Source organism: Pseudomonas sp. BNK-44-b (genome assembly GCF_047456245.1).
GTDB lineage: Bacteria > Pseudomonadota > Gammaproteobacteria > Pseudomonadales > Pseudomonadaceae > Aquipseudomonas > Aquipseudomonas machongensis.
In genome coordinates this window covers 3,449,919-3,470,014 of sequence record NZ_CP179908.1, presented here as the reverse complement: position 1 = coordinate 3,470,014, position 20,096 = coordinate 3,449,919, and the positions used below count along the sequence as shown (strand labels likewise).

Annotated in this window: 22 protein-coding genes; 3 read left to right on the top strand and 19 right to left on the bottom strand. The window is 63.8% G+C overall.

Features of this window, described 5'->3' with window-relative positions; genetic code table 11:
* Nucleotides 1-232: 232 nt before the first annotated feature.
* Nucleotides 233-670 (bottom strand): Lrp/AsnC family transcriptional regulator, encoded by a 438-nt coding sequence (locus tag ACMGGG_RS15855; protein ID WP_063545655.1) that lies wholly within the window; start codon nt 668-670, stop codon nt 233-235.
* 132 nt (nt 671-802) lie between these two features.
* Here ACMGGG_RS15855 and ACMGGG_RS15850 point away from each other — a divergent pair, with 132 nt between their 5' ends.
* Together ACMGGG_RS15850 and ACMGGG_RS15845 are read left to right on the top strand one after the other, a co-directional pair.
* The gene (locus tag ACMGGG_RS15850; RefSeq protein WP_054894756.1) at nt 803-1,705 is read left to right on the top strand and encodes a DMT family transporter; all 903 of its coding nucleotides are present in this window, start codon (nt 803-805) and stop codon (nt 1,703-1,705) included.
* A gap of 29 nt (nt 1,706-1,734) precedes the next feature.
* The gene (locus ACMGGG_RS15845; protein WP_063545654.1) at nt 1,735-2,664 is read left to right on the top strand and encodes a class I SAM-dependent methyltransferase; all 930 of its coding nucleotides are present in this window, start codon (nt 1,735-1,737) and stop codon (nt 2,662-2,664) included.
* 32 nt (nt 2,665-2,696) lie between these two features.
* Here ACMGGG_RS15845 and ACMGGG_RS15840 read toward each other — a convergent pair whose 3' ends face one another.
* The 16 genes from ACMGGG_RS15840 to ccoN (ACMGGG_RS15765) form a co-directional block, all read right to left on the bottom strand.
* Entirely contained in the window at nt 2,697-3,245 is a 549-nt protein-coding gene (locus ACMGGG_RS15840) for an adenine phosphoribosyltransferase (RefSeq protein WP_063545653.1), read from the bottom strand.
* Between the two features lie 53 nt (nt 3,246-3,298).
* Entirely contained in the window at nt 3,299-4,033 is a 735-nt protein-coding gene (gene fnrA / locus ACMGGG_RS15835) for a Crp/Fnr family transcriptional regulator FnrA (protein WP_054894758.1), read from the bottom strand.
* 191 nt (nt 4,034-4,224) lie between these two features.
* Nucleotides 4,225-5,607, bottom strand: coding sequence for an oxygen-independent coproporphyrinogen III oxidase (gene hemN / locus ACMGGG_RS15830; protein WP_063545652.1), 1,383 nt, complete (start codon nt 5,605-5,607; stop codon nt 4,225-4,227).
* A 115-nt stretch (nt 5,608-5,722) separates the two neighbouring features.
* On the bottom strand, nt 5,723-6,406 hold the full coding sequence (locus tag ACMGGG_RS15825) for a sulfite exporter TauE/SafE family protein (RefSeq protein ID WP_112898845.1): 684 nt from the start codon (nt 6,404-6,406) through the stop codon (nt 5,723-5,725).
* Nucleotides 6,399-6,620: a cbb3-type cytochrome oxidase assembly protein CcoS gene (gene ccoS, locus ACMGGG_RS15820; protein WP_054894761.1), complete on the bottom strand. Its 222-nt coding sequence runs from the start codon at nt 6,618-6,620 to the stop codon at nt 6,399-6,401. The genes ACMGGG_RS15825 and ccoS overlap by 8 nt, the downstream gene beginning before the upstream one ends.
* A gap of 13 nt (nt 6,621-6,633) precedes the next feature.
* A complete protein-coding gene (locus tag ACMGGG_RS15815; protein WP_414154034.1) occupies nt 6,634-9,078 on the bottom strand; it encodes a heavy metal translocating P-type ATPase in 2,445 nt (814 codons plus the stop codon).
* A gap of 148 nt (nt 9,079-9,226) precedes the next feature.
* Complete coding sequence (locus ACMGGG_RS15810; protein ID WP_054894763.1) at nt 9,227-9,757, bottom strand: FixH family protein; 531 nt, start codon at nt 9,755-9,757, stop codon at nt 9,227-9,229.
* Nucleotides 9,758-9,772: 15 nt separating this feature from the next.
* Nucleotides 9,773-11,188 carry a cytochrome c oxidase accessory protein CcoG gene (ccoG, locus tag ACMGGG_RS15805; protein WP_063545649.1) on the bottom strand — a complete coding sequence of 472 codons (1,416 nt, stop codon included), beginning with the start codon at nt 11,186-11,188 and terminating at the stop codon, nt 9,773-9,775.
* A 290-nt stretch (nt 11,189-11,478) separates the two neighbouring features.
* Entirely contained in the window at nt 11,479-12,459 is a 981-nt protein-coding gene (gene ccoP / locus ACMGGG_RS15800; protein WP_197891584.1) for a cytochrome-c oxidase, cbb3-type subunit III, read from the bottom strand.
* A complete protein-coding gene (locus ACMGGG_RS15795) occupies nt 12,456-12,653 on the bottom strand; it encodes a CcoQ/FixQ family Cbb3-type cytochrome c oxidase assembly chaperone (RefSeq protein ID WP_054894780.1) in 198 nt (65 codons plus the stop codon). Before ACMGGG_RS15795 ends, ccoP (ACMGGG_RS15800) begins: the two co-directional genes overlap by 4 nt.
* A 5-nt stretch (nt 12,654-12,658) precedes the next feature.
* The gene (gene ccoO / locus ACMGGG_RS15790; RefSeq protein WP_054894766.1) at nt 12,659-13,267 is read right to left on the bottom strand and encodes a cytochrome-c oxidase, cbb3-type subunit II; all 609 of its coding nucleotides are present in this window, start codon (nt 13,265-13,267) and stop codon (nt 12,659-12,661) included.
* Nucleotides 13,267-14,709, bottom strand: coding sequence for a cytochrome-c oxidase, cbb3-type subunit I (ccoN, locus tag ACMGGG_RS15785; RefSeq protein WP_054894767.1), 1,443 nt, complete (start codon nt 14,707-14,709; stop codon nt 13,267-13,269). Before ccoN (ACMGGG_RS15785) ends, ccoO (ACMGGG_RS15790) begins: the two co-directional genes overlap by 1 nt.
* A gap of 400 nt (nt 14,710-15,109) precedes the next feature.
* A complete protein-coding gene (gene ccoP, locus ACMGGG_RS15780) occupies nt 15,110-16,051 on the bottom strand; it encodes a cytochrome-c oxidase, cbb3-type subunit III (protein WP_414154033.1) in 942 nt (313 codons plus the stop codon).
* A complete protein-coding gene (locus tag ACMGGG_RS15775; protein ID WP_054894769.1) occupies nt 16,048-16,239 on the bottom strand; it encodes a cbb3-type cytochrome oxidase subunit 3 in 192 nt (63 codons plus the stop codon). Before ACMGGG_RS15775 ends, ccoP (ACMGGG_RS15780) begins: the two co-directional genes overlap by 4 nt.
* 5 nt (nt 16,240-16,244) lie before the next feature.
* On the bottom strand, nt 16,245-16,853 hold the full coding sequence (gene ccoO / locus ACMGGG_RS15770; RefSeq protein ID WP_054894770.1) for a cytochrome-c oxidase, cbb3-type subunit II: 609 nt from the start codon (nt 16,851-16,853) through the stop codon (nt 16,245-16,247).
* 13 nt (nt 16,854-16,866) lie between these two features.
* Complete coding sequence (ccoN, locus tag ACMGGG_RS15765) at nt 16,867-18,291, bottom strand: cytochrome-c oxidase, cbb3-type subunit I (protein WP_063545645.1); 1,425 nt, start codon at nt 18,289-18,291, stop codon at nt 16,867-16,869.
* Between the two features lie 49 nt (nt 18,292-18,340).
* Here ccoN (ACMGGG_RS15765) and ACMGGG_RS15760 point away from each other — a divergent pair, with 49 nt between their 5' ends.
* Nucleotides 18,341-19,033, top strand: coding sequence for an alpha/beta family hydrolase (locus tag ACMGGG_RS15760; protein WP_414154032.1), 693 nt, complete (start codon nt 18,341-18,343; stop codon nt 19,031-19,033).
* A gap of 41 nt (nt 19,034-19,074) precedes the next feature.
* Here ACMGGG_RS15760 and ACMGGG_RS15755 read toward each other — a convergent pair whose 3' ends face one another.
* Nucleotides 19,075-19,359 (bottom strand): pyrimidine/purine nucleoside phosphorylase, encoded by a 285-nt coding sequence (locus ACMGGG_RS15755; RefSeq protein WP_054894773.1) that lies wholly within the window; start codon nt 19,357-19,359, stop codon nt 19,075-19,077.
* Nucleotides 19,360-19,433: 74 nt separating this feature from the next.
* Nucleotides 19,434-19,973, bottom strand: a complete 540-nt coding sequence (locus ACMGGG_RS15750; protein WP_063545644.1) for an exonuclease domain-containing protein — start codon at nt 19,971-19,973, stop codon at nt 19,434-19,436.
* Between the last annotated feature and the right edge of the window lie 123 nt (nt 19,974-20,096).

Here is a 20,096-nt window from a genome sequence, read left to right as displayed (position 1 = left end):
GGGCACAGTTTCTGAGTTGCTATTACTTTGACTTTCTCCTTTTGTTTGGTAACTTTATGAAAATAAAGAACTATAAATTGACCATTTGATCAGTATTTATTTTGCATTCACTTATTAGTTGATTTTAGAGTCAATTTTTATCGGCTTTCCGGTGTAACGTGTTGGGGCGTGTCCGTAACCAGTGCACACAAAAATGGCACTCTAGGTGACATTCTTGTGTACAAATCTTGGGTCATGCCATCGGTGGCAGGCGCCGCTTGACCGGTGTCTTCTTGATGATCGCGGTGTTGGTCTCGGCCAGGGTGTTGAGCCGGTCAAGCAGGGTGTCCAGCTGTTCCATCGAGCGCACATGCAGGCGGGCGATGAAGCAGTCCTCGCCGGTAACCTTGTCGCATTCGGTGAACTCGGGAATGGCGACGATCTGCCGCTCGACTTCCTGCAATTGCCCCGGCAGCGGTCGGATTCGCACGATGGCCTGTAACTGGTAACCGAAACAGCGTGGGTCGATTTCCACGGTGTAGCCGCGCAGCACGCCGCGTTCCTCCAGGCGGCGCAGCCGCTCGCTGACGCTGGGGGCGGAGAGGCCGCTGATCTGCGCCAGGGCCTTGAGCGAGCGGCGCGAATCCTCCATCAGGGCATTGATCAGCAGTTGGTCGATATCGTCGGTCATGCTTGCCTCGTCAGGTAAAAGTGCAAATCTGCCTTGATAGTAAAGGCGATTGGTGATTCTGGCCTTGTTTATCCGCTGGAGTGCCCATGTCCGCGCCAGCATACTGTTGCCATCTTCGACAGGAGGCATGAGATGGACAGTTCGATTCGTCGCGGCTCGCTGGAAATGGTCGCCGCCATGCTGATTTCCGGAACCATTGGCTGGTTCGTGCTGGTGTCCGGGCAGCCGGTGCTGGACGTGGTGTTCTGGCGTTGTGTGCTGGGCGCTGGCACCTTGCTGCTGATTTGTGCGGTCATGGGCTTTCTCAAGCCCGGTATCCTGAGCCGCACCACCTTTCTGTTGGCGGTGCTCAGCGGGGTCGCCATCGTCGGCAACTGGTTGTTGCTGTTCGCCTCTTATTCGCGCGCTTCGATCGCCATCGGCACGGCCGTCTACAACGTCCAGCCTTTCCTGCTGGTGGGCCTGGCGGCGGTGTTTCTTGGCGAGCGGATTACCGCAGCCAAGCTGACCTGGCTGACACTGGCCTTCCTCGGCATGTTGGCGATCGTCAGCGCTCACGGGCAAGGGCAGGGCGGCGATGAGTACCTGCTAGGTATCGGCCTGGCATTGGGGGCGGCGCTGCTCTATGCCGTGGCGGCATTGATCATCAAGCGCTTGAGCGGAACCCCGCCGCACCTGATTGCCTTGATCCAGGTAAGTACCGGCGCACTGCTGCTGGCCCCTTGGGTCGGGTTCGGCGGGCTACCGGCAGCGCCTGCCGCGCTGGGTAGCCTGGTGACACTGGGGGTGGTGCATACCGGGTTGATGTACGTGCTGTTGTACAGCGCCATCCAACGCCTGCCCACGGCGCTGACCGGCGCGCTGTCGTTCATCTATCCGATCGCCGCGATCCTGGTAGATTGGGTGGCGTTCGGCCATCGCTTGGCACCGCTGCAGTGGCTGGGCGTGGCGCTGATCCTGCTGGCGGCGGCAGGGATGCAGCAGGGCTGGTGGTTCAGGTCGCGCAGGGCGGCCTCGGCCTCACAAAGCAGGTAGAATGGCGGTTTTTCGCTATGCGGCCCGCCATGACCTCCCCGATTCACACTCTGGAGCAGCACCTGCTCACCGCCCTCGACCCCGCACCTGTCGAAACCCGTCGTCTGTTCCATGGCCGTGGCCGTTGCTGGCCGGGCCTGGAGCAGATCACCGTCGACTGGCTCGACGGGGTGCTGTTGGTCGCGCTGTTCCGCGAGCCGCCCGATGGCCAGTTGGCCGAACTCGAGGCGATGCTGCGTGCCCTCGCCGAGCGCCCGCAATGGAGCGGCCAGGCGATCCTGCTGCAGCACCGCTACCTGCCCGACAGCCCCGGTCAGTGGCTGCTCGGCGAGCCCTGCCAGCAGCGCGAGGTGATCGAGGACGGCTTGAAGTACCTGCTGGACCTGGGCGTTCGGCAGAACAACGGATTGTTCCTGGACATGCGCTACGGTCGCCGCTGGGTGCGGGAGCAGGCGGCGGGCAAGCGGGTGCTGAATCTCTTCGCCTACACCTGCGGGTTCTCTGTGGCGGCCATCGCCGGTGGCGCACAGCAGGTGGTGAACCTGGACATGGCCAAGTCGGCGCTGTCGCGTGGGCGCGAGAACCACCGCCTCAATGGCCATGATGCGTCATGCGTCGCTTATCTCGGGCATGAGCTGTTCAAGTCGTGGGGCAAGGTGCGCAAGTACGGCCCGTACGACCTGATCATCATCGACCCGCCGACCTTCCAGCGCGGCAGCTTCGTGCTCACCCAGGACTACGCCAAGATCCTGCGTCGTTTACCTGAACTGCTGAGTGAGGGCGGGACAGTGCTGGCCTGCGTGAACGATCCGGCGATCGGCCCGGAATTTCTCATCGACGGCATGGCGCAGCAGGCGCCGCAGCTGGCCTTTGTCCAGCGTCTCGAGAATCCACCGGAGTTTCCCGATGCCGACCCACAAGGCGGGTTGAAGGCGCTGGTCTTCCAACGGCTGGGCTGAACCCGAGGACTCGGGTTCGGCCCGGTCGCTGATCAGTATTCGGACAGCGAAAACTCGGTCAGGCAGAAGGTCGGCACCCCGGCGGCTTGCAGGCGGCGCGAGCCTTCGAGCTCGGGCAGGTCGATGATCGCTGCAGCCTCGAATACCTTGGCCCCGGTACGGCGCACCAGGTTGGCGGCTGCGAGCAGGGTGCCGCCAGTTGCGATCAGGTCATCGAAGATCAGCACCGAATCGCCGTCGCACAGGCTGTCGGCATGCACTTCCAGGAAGGCTTCGCCGTATTCGGTCTGGTAGGGCTCCGACAGTACGTCGGCCGGCAGTTTGCCCTGCTTGCGGAACAGGATCAGGGGCTTGTTCAGTTGGTGGGCGATGATCGAGCCGATCAGAAAACCCCGTGCATCCATGGCACCGATGTGGCTGAACTCGGCCTCGACATAGCGCTCGATGAACTGGTCGGCGACATAGCGCAGCCCGCGTGGCGACTGGAACAGCGGAGTGATGTCACGAAAGATCACGCCCGGCTTGGGGAAGTCCACTACCGGACGGATCAGGGCTTTGAGGTCGAAGGTGTCGCTGTGCATGGGGCGGGTATCCTGGAAAAACGTGGCGTCAGTATACCCTGCCGTGGCAGCGATCAGACCTCCATCGCACCACCGGCCAGCGCGCACAGCTGGATCGGGTCGAGGATGTGCACTTCCTTGCCTTCGGCCTTGAGCAGGCCGTTCTGCTGGAAGCGGGTGAACACGCGCGACACGGTTTCCACCGCCAGGCCCAGGTAGTTGCCGATCTCGTTGCGCGACATGCTCAGGCGGAACTGGTTGGCCGAATAACCGCGGGCGCGGAAGCGTGCCGAGAGGTTGACCAGGAAGGTGGCGATCCGCTCGTCGGCGGTCTTTTTCGACAGCAGCAGCATCATCTGCTGGTCGTCGCGGATCTCGCGACTCATCACCCGCATCAGTTGGCGGCGCAGTTGCGGCAGTTGCACCGAGAGCTCATCGAGGCGTTCGAAGGGGATTTCGCAGACCGAGGTAGTTTCCTGGGCCTGGGCCGAGACCGGATAGGCTTCGGTGTCCATGCCCGATAGCCCGACCAGTTCGCTGGGCAGGTGGAAGCCGGTGATCTGTTCTTCGCCGGCATCGCTGAGGCTGAAGGTCTTGAGGGCGCCGGAGCGTACAGCGTAGACCGAGCCGAAATTGTCACCCTGGCGGAACAGGAACTCGCCCTTCTTCAGTGGGCGGCCGCGCTTGACGATTTCATCCAGTGCGTCCATGTCCTCGAGATTGAGCGACAGGGGCAGGCACAGAGGGGCCAGGCTGCAATCCTTGCAATGGGCCTGGCTGTGAGGGCGCAGTTTGACTGGCTCGGACATTTCTTTCGATCCTTGTGATAAAGCACACATAAGCTGTAAGGGTAACCCACAGCTGGACTAGAGGCCAGCCTGCACTTTTTTGGTGCGGCTTGGCGGCACCCTGCGCGGATGAGTTCGGGCGCCTTCTACCAATCCATGGTGTGCCTGACAAGGCGGACTGTCCATGCGGTGTAACGTCTCGGAAAAACCGACTAGATGACCCGGGAAAAACGTTGGCGATTGTGCAGGTCCAGGTAGGCATCGAACACCATGCAGACCGAGCGCACCAGCAGCCGACCTGCCGGCAGCACCTTGATACCGCGGCTGTCGAGAGTGATCAGACCGTCACGCTGCATGGCCTGCAGTTGCGGCCAGAGCCCTTTGAAGTAACCACGAAAGTCCAGGGTGAAAGCCTGCTCGATCTGCTCGAAGTCCAGTTCGAAATGACAGATCAGTTGCTGGATCACGGCCCTGCGCACACGGTCATCCTGATTGCACAGCAGGCCACGCTGGGTCGCCAGTTGGGCGCTGGAGAGGGTGTCCTGGTAGGTGTTCAGGTCGCTGCTGTTCTGGCAGTAGAGATCGCCGATCTGACTGATAGCCGAAACCCCCAGCCCCACGAGGTCGCAATGACCGTGGGTGGTGTAGCCCTGGAAGTTGCGTTGCAGGGTACCTTCCTCCTGGGCGATGGCCAGTTCATCGTCGGGCAGGGCGAAGTGGTCCATGCCGATATAGCGATAGCCGGCGGCAGTGAGTTGCTCGATGGTGTTGTGCAGCATTTCCAGCTTGGCGGCCGGGGCTGGCAACTCGGCGGCGTCGATGCGTCGCTGGGGCATGAAGCGTTCGGGCAGGTGCGCATAGTTGAACACCGACAGGCGGTCTGGCTGCAGGCGAATCACCTCCTCAACGGTGCGGGCGAAACCTTCCGGGCTCTGGCGTGGCAGGCCGTAGATCAGGTCGAGGTTCACCGAGCGGAATTGCAGGGTGCGTGCGGCTTCCACCAGAGCGCGGGTCTGCTCCAGGCTCTGCAGGCGGTTGATCGCTCGCTGCACGGCCGGGTCCAGGTCCTGCACGCCGAGGCTGACACGGTTGAAGCCCAGCTCGCGCAACAGGCCCATGGTCGACCAGTCGGCTTCGCGCGGGTCGAGCTCGATGCCGTAGTCACCCGAATCATCATCCAGCAGGTTGAAATGCTGGCGCAGGCAGGTCATCAGCTGGCGCAGTTCCACATGGCTGAGAAAGGTGGGAGTGCCACCGCCGAAATGCAGTTGTTCGACCCGTTGCTTGGGGTCGAGGTGACAGGCGATCAGCTGGATCTCCTGCTCCAGGCGCTGCAGGTAGGGCGCGGCGCGGGCGCGGTCTTTGGTGATGACTTTGTTGCAGGCGCAGTAGTAGCAGATGTTGGCGCAGAACGGCACGTGCACGTACAACGACAGCGGGCGCACCGCACGGCGGCTTTCGCGCAGGGCATGCAGCAAGTCGAACGAACCCACTTCGCCATGCAATTGCACGGCGGTCGGGTAGGAGGTGTAGCGTGGTCCGGCCAGATCGTAGCGACGGATCAGGTCGGCATCCCAACGTAGGTCGTCGAGCATGTGGGCAGTCCCCGGATAGAGCAGCAGTGCCCGGAGTTTAGATATGTCTGTAGGAAGGGGTCTTGACTTGTATCAAGCCGAGTCGGCAGTCACCTGGTGCAACACTCTCAGGCGATCAATGCCCCATCAGCCAGTGCTGGTGCGGCCCAGGTAGCGTCCACAGGCCGAACAGCATCACCAACACTCCGCCCGCCATGCGCACGCTGCGCCGCCGTAGCAGCGCGTTGGCCCGTTCTGCGGCCAGGCCCGTGGCCAGCAACACTGGCCAGGTACCGACACCGAATGCCAGCATCAGCGCCGCGCTGTGCGCGGCGTTGCCCTGGCTCGCCGCCCACAGCAAGGTGCTGTAGACCAGCCCGCAGGGCAGCCAGCCCCACAGTGCGCCGAGCAGCAGGGCCCGCGGCAGGCTCGAGACCGGCAGCAGGCGCGACGCCAGCGGCTGGATGTGTCGCCACAAGCCTCGGCCCAGGGCCTCGATCCGGGTCAGCCCACTCCACCAGCCGGCCAGGTACAAGCCCATGGCGATCAGCAGCAAGGCTGCCACCACTCGCAGCAGTTGGGCGGCAGGGCTGCTGGCCAGGGCCCAGCCGGCCAGGCCCAGCAGCAGCCCGGCGGCCGCGTAGCTGAGCACGCGGCCGAGGTTGTAGGCGACCAGCAGGCGCAGGCGGCGGGCGCGTTGTTCGGGCGGGATGGCCAGGGTCAGGGCGCCCATCAGGCCGCCGCACATGCCCAGGCAGTGGCCACCGCCCAGCAGGCCGAGCACCAGGGCGGAACCGAGCAGCGGGAGCAGGTCAGACACGCGGGGTGGGATCCTTGTCGTCGGGCTGTTCGGGCTTGGCTTCTTCGGGTTTCACCGCGGCCTGGTGGCGCGGGTCCTGATCGTCGAACAGGATGCTGTGGGCAGGGCCCTCGAGGTCATCGTACTGGCCGCTGTCCACGGCCCAGAAGAAGATGTACACCGCCACGCCGACGAGCAGCAGGGCGGCGGGGATCATCACATAGAGGGCGGGCATCGGCGATTCCTGCTCAGGCCATGACGGGACGAGGGGCAGCATTGGCAGCCTGCACGGTTGGCATGCGCGTCAAGCGCAGGGCATTGAGCACCACGATCAGCGAGCTCACCGACATGCCGACCGCCGCCCACACCGGCGTGATCCAGCCCAGCGCGGCGAAGGGCAGCATGAGGCCATTGTACAGCGTTGCCCAGAGCAGGTTCTCGAGGATGTTACGGCGCGTGCGGCGCGCCAGGTCGAAAGCCTGTGCCAGTGCCTGCAGGCGGTTGGACAGCAGCACGGCGTCGGCGCTGGTCTTGGCCAGGTCGGTGGCCGAGCCCATGGCGATGCTGATGTCGGCGGCGGCCAGCACCGGCACGTCGTTGACGCCGTCACCGAGCATCAGCACCTTGCGTCCTTCGCTCTGCAGGGCCTTGACCCGGGCCAGCTTGTCGTCCGGACGCAGGCCGCCGATGGCCTGGTCGATGCCCAGTTGCGCGGCGACTTCCCCGACCATCGGCGAGCTGTCGCCCGACAGCAGCAAGGTCTGCCACCCGCGCGCCCTGCACGCGGCCAGCAACTCGCTGGCATCGTCACGCAGGCGATCGTCAAGGCCGAACCAGGCCAGGGGGCCCATGCGGTCACCCAGGAGCAGCCACTGCCCGCGGGGCTCGGGTACCGCCGGCACTTCGGCGCCGCTCAGGGCGCAGACGAAGGCGGCCTGCCCGATGCGCAGCCGCTGCTGGTCGACCTGGCCCTCAAGGCCCAGCCCAGGTACGGCCTGGACATCGTCGGCAGGTTCGGCACTGTGGCCGAAGGCACGGGCGATGGGATGTTCCGAGCGGTTCTCCAGGGCGGCTGCCAGGGCCAGGCAGCGGTCAGGCGCAAGGCTGCCCAGCGGGCGGATGCTGCGCAGGGCCAGGCGTCCTTCGGTCAGGGTGCCGGTCTTGTCGAACACCACGGTGTCGATCTGGTTCAGCCCTTCGAGCACGTGGCCGCGGGTCACCAGCAGGCCAAGTTTGTGCAGGGTACCGGTGGCCGTGGTCAGGGCGGTCGGGGTGGCGAGCGAGAGCGCGCAGGGGCAAGTCGCGACCAGCATCGCCAGGACGATCCAGAACGCGCGCTCGGCATCGAGGTGCCACCACCACAGGCCGATGGCCAGCGCCGCAGCCAGGCTGAACAACAGGAACCACTGCGAGGCGCGGTCGGCAATCTGCGCCAGGCGTGGCTTTTCCGACTGTGCGCGTTCGAGCAGGCGCACGATGGCCGACAGGCGCGAATCCTGGCCGAGGGCGTCGACCTCTACGGTCAAGGCGCTCTCGACGTTGAGCGTGCCACCGGTGACCCGGTCGCCAGCCCGTCGGGCCTGGGGCAGGTATTCACCGGTGAGCAGCGATTCGTCGATGCTCGAACGGCCTTCGAGGATACGACCGTCAGCGGGAATCACCGCGCCCGGCAGGACCTGCACATGATCGCCGCGGACCAGCTCGGCCAGCAGGATGCGTTCGGCACGCCCCTGCTCGTCGAGGCGCAGGCACGAGGCCGGCAGCAGGTTGACCAGTTGCGCGGTAGCCGCTGCCGTGCGTTCGCGGGCGCGCCGCTCCAGGTAGCGGCCGGTGAGCAGGAACAGGGCGAACATGCCCACGGTATCGAAGTACAGCTCGCCGCTGCCGGTGATTGCGGTCCAGATCCCGGCGCCATAGGCCAGGGCGATGGCCAGCGATACCGAGACATCCATTGTCAGATGGCGGGTGCGCAGGTCACGAGCAGCCCCTTTGAAGAACGGTGCGCAGCTGTAGAACACGATCGGCGTGGTCAGGAACAGCGCAACCCAGCGCAGGATGGTGTGCAGTTCGGGCGACAGGTCGATGTTGAATTCCGGCCAGGTCGCCATGGTCGCCATCATCGCCTGGAACCACAGCAGGCCCGCTACGCCGAGCCGTCGCAGCGCCGTGCGGTTTTCCCGGGCCAGTTGCTCGGCGGCCTGGTCGGGCTGGTAGGGGTGGGCGGCGTAGCCGATGCCGCGCAGTTCGGCGATCAGCCGCGAGAGCGGCAGTTGCCCGTCGTTCCACCTGACGTGCAGGCGGTGGTTGGACAGGTTCAGGCGCGCCTCGCCAACGCCTTCGAGATTGCGCAGGTGCTTCTCGATCAGCCAGCCGCAGGCCGCGCAACTGATGCCTTCGATCATCAAGGTGGTTTCGGCCAGGGCGCCCTGGTGCTGCACGAAGTTCTGCTGGACGTCGGCGCGGTCGTACAGCGCCAGTTCGTCCTGCAACTGCCGCGGCAGTGCCTCGGGGTTGGCACTGGTCTCGCTGCGGTGCTGGTAATAGTGCTCGAGCCCGCCTGCGACGATGGCTTCGGCGACTGCCTGGCAGCCAGGGCAGCAGAACTGCCGGGGCTGGCCGAGTACCACGGTGCTGAAGCGGTTGCCGGCGGGGACGGGCAGGGCGCAGTGGTAGCAGGGAGTGGGTTGAGTCATCGGGGTCATGCCTGGCCGTGGGCAACAGCGCAAAACCTGTGGGAGCGGGCTTGCCCCGCGATGGCGATCACCTGGACAACATCATTGCCTGGGCTGACGCTATCGCGGGGCAAGCCCGCTCCCACGGGGTCGGTGCTGTTGCAGCGGTTCATTCTTGATGCTCGGCGCCTTGCAGGGCTTCATCGCCCAACTGCAAGGTCACGCCATGCTCGACCTTCTCTTCCTCGAACAGGCGCCATACCTGGCCATTCTCGGTACCCAGCAGCTCGACGAAGCGCCGGCCCTCGACCTTGTCGTCGAGCTGGCCGACATAGCGCCCGGTTTCGCTACGGGCAAGCTGGACCTTGCGGTCCTTGTCCGGCTGGGTCGGCGAAATCAGGTTCAGCTCCAGGGTCTGCGGATCGCTGTTGCCGGTCAGGCGCAGTTCCACCTCGCCGGTCAGGTCGTCCAGATGCACGCTGGCCTTGAGGCCAAGCGTCTGGGCCAGCAGCTCGCGGTCCAGCGAGCGGTTGATGCCTTTGCCAGCCTCGTAGTAGTTGTCGTTGACCAGGTTGTCCGGGTTGCGCACGGCGATGCTGACCATGGTCAGGCTCAGGCACACCGAGGTGGTGAGGATGCCGATGATGATCCAGGGCCAGAGGTGCTTGTACCAGGGGCTGTTGGCGGTGGCGGCAGTCATTGTCGAACGTCTCTCTCAGCGGATCTGTGGGCCGATGAAGCGGCTCTTGGCTTCAACCTGGGTGCCGTTGTCGTCGGCATCCTTGAGGATGAAGGTGATGTCGTTGGTGCTCGAGGGCAGTTTCTCGGGGGCGACCGACAGCTGCACCGGCAGGCTGACGATATCGCCTGCGGCCACGCGGATCTCGCGTTGCCCGGACAGCTGCAGGCCAGGCAGGCCGGCGGCATCGAGCACGTAGACGTGGTCGCGCTGGTCCTTGTTCATCACCTTGAGGCTGTAGACGTTCTCGATCCAGCCTTGGGCGTTCTCGCGGTATAGCACGCGGTCCTTGCTGACGTCGAAGCCGACCAGTGAGCGGGTGGCGAAGGCGGTTGCCAGTGCACCGATCATCACCAGCAGCACCAGGGCGTAGCCAATCAGGCGCGGGCGCAGCATGTGGGTCTTCTGCCCGGAAAGATTGTGCTCGGTGGTGTAGCTGATCAGCCCGCGCGGGTAGTCCATCTTGTCCATGATGCCGTCGCAGGCGTCGATGCATGCGGCGCAGCCGATGCATTCGATCTGCAGGCCGTCGCGGATGTCGATGCCGGTGGGGCAGACCTGCACGCACATCGTGCAGTCGATGCAGTCGCCCAGGCCCTGGGCTTTATAGTCGACGCCTTTCTTGCGCGGGCCACGGGCTTCGCCGCGGCGTGGGTCGTAGGAGACGATCAGCGTGTCCTTGTCGAACATCACGCTCTGGAAGCGCGCGTAGGGGCACATGTACACGCACACCTGTTCGCGCAGCCAGCCGGCGTTGCCATAGGTGGCGAGGGTGAAGAAGCCGACCCAGAAATAGGCCCAGCCATCGGCCTGGCCGGTGAAGAATTCGATGGCCAGTTCGCGGATTGGCGAGAAGTAACCCACGAAGGTCAGGCCGGTGACGAAGCCGATCAGCAGCCACAGGCTGTGCTTGGCCAGCTTGCGCAGGAACTTGTTGCCGCTCATGGGCGCCTTGTCGAGCTTCATGCGCTGGTTGCGGTCGCCCTCGGTGACTTTTTCGCACCACATGAAGATCCAGGTCCACACGCTCTGCGGGCAGGTGTAGCCACACCAGACACGGCCTGCGTACACGGTGATGAAGAACAGGCCGAAGGCGGCGACGATGAGGATGCCCGACAGCAGGATGAAGTCCTGTGGCCAGATGGTGGCGCCGAAGATGTAGAACTTGCGTTCGGGCAGGTTCCACCAGACGGCCTGGTGCCCGCCCCAGTTCAACCATACGGTGCCGAAGTAGAGCAGGAACAGCAATGCGCCGCCGACCATGCGCAACCTGCGGAACACGCCGGTGAAGGCGCGGGTGTAGATTTTCTCTCGAGAGGCGTAGAGGTCGACGGAATCCTTTCCTTTGTTGGCAGGCGGGGTGACGTCATGTACCGGAATCTGCTTGCTCATCATCAAGTCCCACGGCAGTGGAGAAATGCCAGGGCCAGTGCATGCCGGCCGTGGTCGCGCGCCTGTGTTGGCGCTCTGCGGCCCATGATACGCCTGTGATGGCAGGGTAGGGCTTGGCTGCGACGTTTAGTCGCGTTGGGTGGTCGTTTGAATCGTGTTATGGCGAGTGTCAATTGATCCAGGTCAGCCAGTGGTGCATTTGCCGGCCTCATCGCGGGCAAGCCCGCTCCTACAAGTACTGCACCAGCCTTGTGGGGGCGGGCTTGTCCCGCGATGAGGCCAGCCCAGGCTTACTCAGCCGGTTGAGCCGGATCCGCCTGCTGCGACAGGCTGTACACATAAGCCGCCAGCAGGTGCACCTTGTCGTTGCCCTGGATTTCGGCCTGGGCGGGCATCTGCCCCTGGCGACCGTAACGAATGGTCTGCTGCAACTGGGCGAAGCTCGAGCCGTAGATGAACGCCTGCGGGTGAGTCAGGTTGGGTGCGCCCATGGCGGGGGTGCCCTTGCCTTCAGGACCGTGGCAGGCCACGCAGTTGGCGGCGAAGAGTTTCTGCCCGTTGGCCGCGTCGGCCTTGATGCCCTCGGGCAGGCTGCGCCCGTCCAGGTTGGTCAGCACGAAGGCGGCAACGTCCGCCACGCCCTGCTCGCCGATCACCTCGGCCCAGGCCGGCATCACACCATGACGGCCATTCATGATGGTGGTCTTGATGGTTTCCGGTTCGCCGCCCCAGCGCCAGTCGCTGTCGGTCAGGTTGGGGAAACCGTACGCTCCCTTGGCGTCCGAACCATGGCACACCGAGCAGTTGGAGGCGAACAGGCGTGCGCCCATCTTGAGGGCCTGCGGATCCTTGGCGACGTCTTCCAGCGGCATGGCCGCGAACTTGGCGAAGATCGGCCCGAAGCGGGCATCGGCCTTGGCCATTTCCTTTTCCCATTCGTGCACGCCGGTCCAGCCCGACTGACCATTGCTGAATTCGGTCTGCTTGTCGTTATCCAGGTACGTATAGCCTGGCAGGATGCCTTTCCAGTTGCCCAGGCCCGGATACAGCGCCAGGTAGCCGAGGGCGAAGACGATGGTGCCGACGAACAGCCAGAACCACCATTTGGGCAGCGGGTTGTCGTACTCCTCGATACCGTCGAACGCATGGCCGACGGTTTCGTCGGTGATCTCTTCGCGCTGGCCCTTGCGGGTCGACAGCAGCAGCCAGGTCAAGGCGAAGATGGTGCCCAGGGTCAGGACGGTGACGTACAGACTCCAGAAGGTTGTCATTGTTGTTTGCTCCCAGAAGCATTCTTTTGCGCGTGCTCGACATGCCGGCTGGCCTCGGGATCATCCGCGAAGGGCAGTTGCGTGGCCTCGTCGAAATCCTTCTTGCGCCGCGGGCTGAACACCCACAGCGCCAGGCCCACGAAGGCCACCAGCACGACGACGGTGCCCAGGCCGCGAATCATCCCGATATCCATCAGCGTCACCGTTTGCTCTTGATGAGGGTGCCAAGGCCTTGCAGGTACGCCACCAGGGCGTCCATCTCGGTCTTGCCCTTGACCGCATCGCGGGCACCGGCGATATCTTCGTCGGTGTAGGGCGTGCCGAGGGTGCGCAGCACTTCGAGCTTCTTGGCCGTATCCTTGCCATCGAGGTGGTTTTCCACCAGCCATGGGTAAGCGGGCATCTTCGATTCCGGCACCACGTTGCGCGGGTTGTACAGGTGTGCGCGGTGCCAGTCGTCGGAGTAGCGTCCGCCGACGCGGGCCAGGTCCGGGCCGGTGCGCTTGGAGCCCCAGAGGAAGGGGTGGTCCCACACGCTTTCACCGGCCACCGAGTAGTGGCCATAGCGTTCGGTCTCGGCACGGAACGGACGGATCATCTGCGAATGGCAGCCTACGCAGCCTTCGCGGATGTAGATGTCGCGCCCTTCGACCTCCAGCGCGGTGCGCGGCTTCATGCCCTCGACCGGCTTGTTGGTGACGTCCTGGAAGAACAGCGGGACGATTTGCGTCAGGCCGCCGATGCTCACGGCGATGACCATGAAGAAGGCCAGCAGGCCTATGTTCTTCTCGACTGCTTCATGCTTCATCAGTGCGCTCCCACGACGACGATCTTGGCGGCTTCATCGGCCTGCGCCGGATTGGCAGCGCGTACCGTGCGCAGCACGTTGTAGGCCATCAGCAGCATGCCCGAGGCGAAGAAGGCGCCGCCCAGTGCGCGGACGATATAGCCCGGATGGCTGGCCTGCAGCGCTTCGACGAAGGAGTAGGTGAGGGTGCCGTCATCGTTGATCGCGCGCCACATCAGGCCTTGGGTGATGCCGTTGACCCACATCGAGGCGATGTACAGCACGGTGCCGATGGTCGCCAGCCAGAAGTGCGCATTGATCAGGCCGACGCTGTGCATCTGCTCGCGGCCGTACAGCTTCGGAATCATGTGGTACACCGCGCCGATGGAGATCATCGCCACCCAGCCCAGGGCGCCGGCGTGGACGTGGCCGATGGTCCAGTCGGTGTAGTGCGACAGCGAGTTGACCGTCTTGATCGCCATCATCGGCCCTTCGAAGGTCGACATGCCGTAGAACGCCAGCGACACCACCAGGAAGCGCAGGATCGGGTCGGTGCGCAGTTTGTGCCAGGCACCGGAGAGGGTCATCATGCCGTTGATCATGCCGCCCCAGCTCGGGGCCAGGAGAATGATCGACATCACCATGCCCAGCGACTGCGCCCAGTCGGGCAGGGCGGTGTAGTGCAGGTGGTGGGGGCCGGCCCAGATGTACAGGGTGATCAGCGCCCAGAAGTGCACGATCGACAGGCGGTAGGAGTAGATCGGACGCTCGGCCTGCTTGGGCACGAAGTAGTACATCATCCCCAGGAAGCCGGTGGTGAGGAAGAAGCCCACGGCGTTGTGGCCATACCACCACTGGATCATCGCGTCAGTGGCACCGGCGTAGGCCGAGTACGACTTGAACAGGCTGACCGGCAGCGAGATGTGGTTGACGATGTGCAGCATCGCGGTGACCACGATGAAGGCGCCGTAGAACCAGTTGCCCACGTAGATGTGCTTGGTCTTGCGCTTGACGATGGTGCCGAAGAACACCACTGCATAGGTGACCCAGACGATGGCCAGCAGGATTGCGATGGGCCATTCGAGCTCGGCGTATTCCTTGGTGGTGGTGTAGCCCATCGGCAGGGTGATCAGCGCGCCGAGGATCACCGCCTGCCAGCCCCAGAAGGTGAAGGCGGCCATGCCGTCGGAGATCAGCCGGGTCTGGCAGGTGCGCTGCACCACGTAGTAGCTGGTGCCGAACAGGGCACAGCCGCCGAAGGCGAAGATCACCAGGTTGGTGTGCAGCGGTCGCAGGCGTCCGAAGCTGGTCCAGGGCAGGTCGAAGTTGAGCTGCGGCCACACCAGCTGCGATGCGATGAAGACGCCGAGGCCCATGCCAAGGATCCCCCAGACCACCGTCATGATGGCGAACTGGCGGACGACCTTATAGTTATAAGCAGTCGGACTGATTGCTGTGCTCATGCTAAGGTTCCACGGTTTAGGTGTTCTTGTTGGTGGAAAAATCGGCGCCAGTCTCGATAGCCGCAATGGCTATGGCAACGCAAGGTACCCTGCGCCGACCCGTGTCCATACCCTTCCCACCACCGTCCCGTGGCGTTTCGGGTCGAACGATTGTACACAAATAAATATCTGTAATGTGTACCGTTTTTCACCTTTTTCTGATCGATCGGTCAAGCTTTTTTTTTGATGTCTTTTTCGCGCGCGGCGTCAGGCAATGCGCCGCGTCGAGGCCATCGCTGCAACGCGAGGCCACTGTGGCAACAAGCTTAGTTCCGTTCGGAGGGGGTGCAAGGGAGGGGGAGCGGCGCACCCCTGTGGGAGGGCGAGTCGCCGCTCCCACAGGGGGGATTTGCAGGGGTACTTACTTGGTTGTCAGCGTTTCAGCGTTTTCATCATGGGACAGGCTGTACACGTAAGCCGCCAGCAGGTGCACCTTGTCGTTGCCCTGGATCTCGGCCTGAGCCGGCATCTGGCCCTGGCGACCATAGCGGATGGTCTGCTGCAACTGGGCGAAGCTCGAACCGTAGATGAACGCCTGCGGGTGAGTCAGGTCGGGTGCGCCCATGGCGGGGGTGCCCTTGCCTTCCGGCCCATGGCAGGCCACGCAGTTGCTGGCGAAGATCTCCTTGCCCTTGGCCACGTCGGCCTTGGCCCCTTCAGGCAGGCTGCGGCCATCGAGGTTGGTGAGCACGAAACCTGCGACATCCGCCACGCCCTGTTCGCCGATGACCTCGGCCCAGCCTGGCATCACGCCATGGCGGCCGTTCATGATCGAGGCCTTGATGGTCTCGGGTTCACCGCCCCAGCGCCAGTCCTTGTCAGTCAGGTTGGGGAAGCCGTAGGCCCCTTTGGCGTCCGAGCCATGGCACACCGAGCAGTTGGAGGCGAACAGGCGTGCGCCCATCTTCAATGCCTGCGGATCCTTGGCCACTTCCTCCACCGGCATGGCGGCGAACTTGGCGAAGATCGGCCCGAAGCGGGCGTCGGCCTTGTCCATTTCTTTCTGCCATTCGTTGACCTGGGTCCAGCCATTCTCGTAGCCGGGCAGGATGCCTTTCCAGTTGCCCAGGCCCGGGTAGAGGATCAGGTAGCCGACCGAGAACAGCAGGGTGCCGACGAACAGCCAGAACCACCATTTGGGCAGCGGGTTGTCGTACTCCTCGATGCCGTCGAAGCTATGGCCCATGGTCTGGTCGGTGGTGTTGTTGCTCTGGCCCTTGCGGGTGCCGAGCAGCAACCAGGTCAGGCCGATCAGGCTGCCGATGGTCAGTACGCTGATGTACGTACTCCAGAAGGTGGTCATTGCCCGTTACTCCTCATGGCAGGTTCCTGCCCGGCAGGGGGCAGGCGGTCGTCGTCGAAGGGCAGCAGGCGCGCTTCGGCGAAATCACGGTCGCGGCGGCGGTTGAACACCCAGAGCGACAGGCCGATGAAGGCGATCATCACCACCAGGGTGCCGAGGCCGCGGATCATGCCGATGTCGAATTCCATCGTGCTTACCTCTTGTTCTTGATCGAGGTGCCCAGCACCTGCAGGTAGGCGACCAGCGCATCCATCTCGGTCTTGCCCTTGACCGCGTCGCGGGCACCGGCGATGTCTTCGTCGGTGTAGGGCACGCCGAGGGTGCGCAATACGCGCAGCTTGGTGTCGGTGTGGCTGTTGTCGACCGGCTGTGCGACCAGCCACGGGTAGGCCGGCATCTTCGATTCCGGTACCACGTTGCGCGGGTTGTACAGGTGCGCGCGGTGCCAGTCGTCGGAGTAGCGTGCGCCGACGCGGGCCAGGTCCGGGCCGGTGCGCTTGGAGCCCCAGAGGAAGGGGTGGTCCCACACGCTTTCACCGGCCACCGAGTAGTGACCATAGCGTTCGGTCTCGGCGCGGAACGGACGGATCATCTGCGAATGGCAGCCTACGCAGCCTTCGCGGATGTAGATGTCGCGGCCTTCCAGTTGCAGCGCGGTGTAGGGCTTCATGCCCTCGACCGGCTTGTTGGTGACGTCCTGGAAGAACAGCGGGACGATCTGCGTCAAGCCGCCGATGCTGACGGCGAACACCATCAGCAAGGCCAGCAGGCCGACGTTTTTCTCGATGACTTCATGTTTCATCAGGCGTGTCTCCTCAAGCCAGCTGGGCGTTCGCAGGGGCGGCGTCAAGCGCTGGCGAACGCACGGTGCGCCAGGTGTTCCAGGCCATCAGGAACATGCCGCTGAGGAAGATCGCCCCGCCGACGAACCGCACGATGAAGCCGGGGTGGCTGGCCACCAGGGTTTCGACGAACGAGTAGGTGAGCGTGCCGTCGCTGTTGACCGCACGCCACATCAGGCCCTGGGCGATGCCGTTGACCCACATCGAGGCGATGTAGAGCACGGTGCCGATGGTTGCCAGCCAGAAATGCGCGTTGATCAGGCCGATGCTGTGCATCTGCTGCTTGCCGAACACCTTCGGAATGGTGTGGTACAGCGCGCCGATGGAGATCATAGCCACCCAGCCCAGGGCGCCGGCGTGGACATGGCCGATGGTCCAGTCGGTGTAGTGAGAGAGGGCGTTGACGGTCTTGATCGCCATCATCGGGCCTTCGAAGGTCGACATGCCGTAGAACGCCAGCGACACCACGAGGAAGCGCAGGATCGGGTCGCTGCGCAGTTTGTGCCAGGCGCCGGAGAGGGTCATCATGCCGTTGATCATCCCGCCCCAGCTCGGTGCGAGCAGGATCAGCGACATGATCATGCCCAGTGACTGGGCCCAGTCGGGCAGGGCGGTGTAGTGCAGGTGGTGCGGGCCGGCCCAGATGTACAGGGTGATCAGTGCCCAGAAGTGCACGATGGACAGGCGATAGGAATACACCGGACGCTCTGCCTGCTTGGGCACGTAGTAGTACATCATTCCCAGGAAGCCTGCGGTCAGGAAGAAGCCCACGGCGTTGTGGCCGTACCACCACTGCACCATGGCGTCGGTGGCCCCGGCGTAGACCGAGTACGACTTGGTCAGGCTGACCGGCATCTCCAGGTTGTTGACGATGTGCAGAATCGCCACGGTGAGGATGAAGGCACCGAAGAACCAGTTGCCCACATAGATGTGCTTGGTGGTGCGCTTCATCAGCGTGCCGAAGAACACGATGGCGTAGCAGACCCAGACGATGGTGATCAGGATGTCGATCGGCCATTCGAGCTCGGCGTATTCCTTGGAGCTGGTGTAGCCCAGTGGCAGGCTGATCGCTGCCAGCAGGATCACCAGTTGCCAGCCCCAGAAGGTAAAGGCCGCCAGTTTTGGCGCGAAGAGGATGGTCTGGCAGGTACGCTGCACCGAATAATAGGAGGTGGCGAACAGGGCACAGCCACCGAAGGCGAAGATCACCGCGTTGGTGTGCAGCGGTCGCAGACGACCGAAGCTGGTCCACGGAAGGTCGAAGTTGAGGCTCGGCCAGACGAGTTGCGCGGCGATGAAGACGCCGAGCCCCATGCCGACGATGCCCCACACCACCGTCATGAGGGCGAATTGGCGGACCACCTTGTAGTTGTAGGCGGTACTGCTGGTTGTGTTCATGTATGGGTTCCCATCCACGGTTATAGGCAGGCTAAACAGCGAGGCAAGCATGAAAGATGGGCAATGTGCCGGTATTGACGGGGATCAATGGGCCCAAGTGGGAAATGTCCCAGGCTTGCGCGTCGATCCGCCGCAAATCCGGGGCGATCAGGGGCGTTCCTGCAGCCTGATCCTGGCCCACGGCGCCGGTGCGCCGATGGACAGCGCGTTCATGGACGAGATCGCGCAAAGGCTGGCGGGGCTTGGGGTCGGGGTGATCCGCTTCGAATTTCCCTACATGGCCGAGCGCCGGATAAACGGCGGCAAGCGTCCGCCCAATCCGCAGAAGGTGCTGCTCGAGTGCTGGCGCGAGGTGTATGGGCAGGTGCGACCATTGGTCACGGGCACCTTGGCCATTGGCGGCAAGTCGATGGGCGGGCGCATGGCCAGTTTGCTGGCCGATGAGCTGCAGGTGGATGCGCTGGTGTGCCTTGGGTATCCGTTCTATGCCGTGGGCAAGCCGGAGAAGCCGCGGGTCGAGCATCTGGCCGAGCTGAAGACTCCGACGCTCATCGTGCAGGGCGAGCGGGATGCGCTGGGGAATCGGGAGGCGGTCGAGGGGTATGCGCTGTCACCGGCAATCGAGGTGAACTGGCTGGTGGCGGGGGATCATGATCTGAAGCCGCTGAAAGCTTCAGGGTTCAGCCATGAGCAGCATCTGCAGGCGGCGGCTGAGAAGGTGGCGGGGTTTCTGAAGGGTTAGCGCTGGATTCTTCGCGGGCAAGCCCGCGAAGCGCCTGATGCTTAGTCGCGATACTCGCACAGGTAGGCGGTATCGACCTTGACCTGCAGCTGGAACTTGCTGTCGGCAGGCACATTGAACTTGTCGCCGGCGTTGAAGGTTTCCCAGTTGTCGCTGCCTGGCAGCTTGACGATCAGGGCGCCGGAGACCACGTGCATGATCTCGCGCTTGGCGGTGCCGAACTCGTATTCGCCCGGGGCCATCACGCCCACGGTGGCCGGACCTTCTTCGCCTGCGAAGGCGATCGACTTGACGGTGCCGTTGAAGTACTCGTTGACCTGGAACATGGGCGACTCCTGAACAGAAGGGCTGAAAAAAGGCTGGCCAGTATGCCCAAGCCCTGCGCGGTCGTCATCTGCTTTCAGGTGAGGCTCAAGGGCAGCAACCGCGCGGTATTGCGTGCATCCTCCAGCGCCCGGTGCTGCTGGCCGACGAACTGCATGCCCGCCAGTTGCAGCGCACCGTTCAGGCCGGTGGGGCGCTGCAGGTGGCGGGCCTTGGCAAAGCGCTGCTTGAGGTTGATGTGCGGCAACTGCGCCAGCAGGCTGCTGACCTGATGCTGCTGCCATTCCTGCAACAACTGCTGGCGGTCGTAGTCGCCCCAGCTGACCCAGGCCTGCAACTGCGCCTGGTGATGACCGAGCCAGCGCTCGAACTGCGCCCAGATTTCGGCAAACGGTGCGGCGCTGTCGATACTGGCCTGGCCGATGTGCGTCAGCTCGCGGCAGAACGGTGTCAACTGCGGACGCCGCCGCGGCTTGACGAAGCGCTGGAAGTGATCGACCTCGCGGCCTTCGCGGGTGACCAGGCTTGCGCCGATTTCAATGATTTCCATCTCGGTGACCGGCCAGCCACCGTCGTCGGTCGTGGCTTCCAGGTCGATGACCAGCCAATGGCCCATACCAGGCTCCCTTGCAAGACGCTGTGGTCCGCGGCGTTAGGCATGGGCCAGGGCCGCGGGCCCCTAGGGTCTGTCTGAAATGTATCTGCACTCGCCCATACTGCGTTGAAACGGGGCTCGGAA

What these genes read in the sequence shown, in the direction of transcription:
- fnrA (WP_054894758.1), bottom strand. Translation starts at nt 4,033, where the DNA reads ATGTCCGAGCCAGTCAAACTGCGCCCTCACAGCCAGGCCCATTGCAAG.
- ccoG (WP_063545649.1), bottom strand. Translation starts at nt 11,188, where the DNA reads ATGAGCAAGCAGATTCCGGTACATGACGTCACCCCGCCTGCCAACAAA.
- ACMGGG_RS15850 (WP_054894756.1), top strand. Translation starts at nt 803, where the DNA reads ATGGACAGTTCGATTCGTCGCGGCTCGCTGGAAATGGTCGCCGCCATG.
- ACMGGG_RS15810 (WP_054894763.1), bottom strand. Translation starts at nt 9,757, where the DNA reads ATGACTGCCGCCACCGCCAACAGCCCCTGGTACAAGCACCTCTGGCCC.
- ACMGGG_RS15855 (WP_063545655.1), bottom strand. Translation starts at nt 670, where the DNA reads ATGACCGACGATATCGACCAACTGCTGATCAATGCCCTGATGGAGGAT.
- ACMGGG_RS15795 (WP_054894780.1), bottom strand. Translation starts at nt 12,653, where the DNA reads ATGGATATCGGGATGATTCGCGGCCTGGGCACCGTCGTCGTGCTGGTG.
- ACMGGG_RS15750 (WP_063545644.1), bottom strand. Translation starts at nt 19,973, where the DNA reads ATGGGCCATTGGCTGGTCATCGACCTGGAAGCCACGACCGACGACGGT.
- hemN (WP_063545652.1), bottom strand. Translation starts at nt 5,607, where the DNA reads ATGCTCGACGACCTACGTTGGGATGCCGACCTGATCCGTCGCTACGAT.
- ccoP (WP_414154033.1), bottom strand. Translation starts at nt 16,051, where the DNA reads ATGACCACCTTCTGGAGTACGTACATCAGCGTACTGACCATCGGCAGC.
- ACMGGG_RS15775 (WP_054894769.1), bottom strand. Translation starts at nt 16,239, where the DNA reads ATGGAATTCGACATCGGCATGATCCGCGGCCTCGGCACCCTGGTGGTG.
- ACMGGG_RS15840 (WP_063545653.1), bottom strand. Translation starts at nt 3,245, where the DNA reads ATGCACAGCGACACCTTCGACCTCAAAGCCCTGATCCGTCCGGTAGTG.
- ccoN (WP_054894767.1), bottom strand. Translation starts at nt 14,709, where the DNA reads ATGAGCACAGCAATCAGTCCGACTGCTTATAACTATAAGGTCGTCCGC.
- ACMGGG_RS15845 (WP_063545654.1), top strand. Translation starts at nt 1,735, where the DNA reads ATGACCTCCCCGATTCACACTCTGGAGCAGCACCTGCTCACCGCCCTC.
- ccoO (WP_054894766.1), bottom strand. Translation starts at nt 13,267, where the DNA reads ATGAAGCATGAAGCAGTCGAGAAGAACATAGGCCTGCTGGCCTTCTTC.
- ccoN (WP_063545645.1), bottom strand. Translation starts at nt 18,291, where the DNA reads ATGAACACAACCAGCAGTACCGCCTACAACTACAAGGTGGTCCGCCAA.
- ACMGGG_RS15760 (WP_414154032.1), top strand. Translation starts at nt 18,341, where the DNA reads ATGAAAGATGGGCAATGTGCCGGTATTGACGGGGATCAATGGGCCCAA.
- ccoP (WP_197891584.1), bottom strand. Translation starts at nt 12,459, where the DNA reads ATGACAACCTTCTGGAGTCTGTACGTCACCGTCCTGACCCTGGGCACC.
- ccoO (WP_054894770.1), bottom strand. Translation starts at nt 16,853, where the DNA reads ATGAAACATGAAGTCATCGAGAAAAACGTCGGCCTGCTGGCCTTGCTG.
- ACMGGG_RS15755 (WP_054894773.1), bottom strand. Translation starts at nt 19,359, where the DNA reads ATGTTCCAGGTCAACGAGTACTTCAACGGCACCGTCAAGTCGATCGCC.
- ACMGGG_RS15815 (WP_414154034.1), bottom strand. Translation starts at nt 9,078, where the DNA reads ATGACTCAACCCACTCCCTGCTACCACTGCGCCCTGCCCGTCCCCGCC.
- ccoS (WP_054894761.1), bottom strand. Translation starts at nt 6,620, where the DNA reads ATGCCCGCCCTCTATGTGATGATCCCCGCCGCCCTGCTGCTCGTCGGC.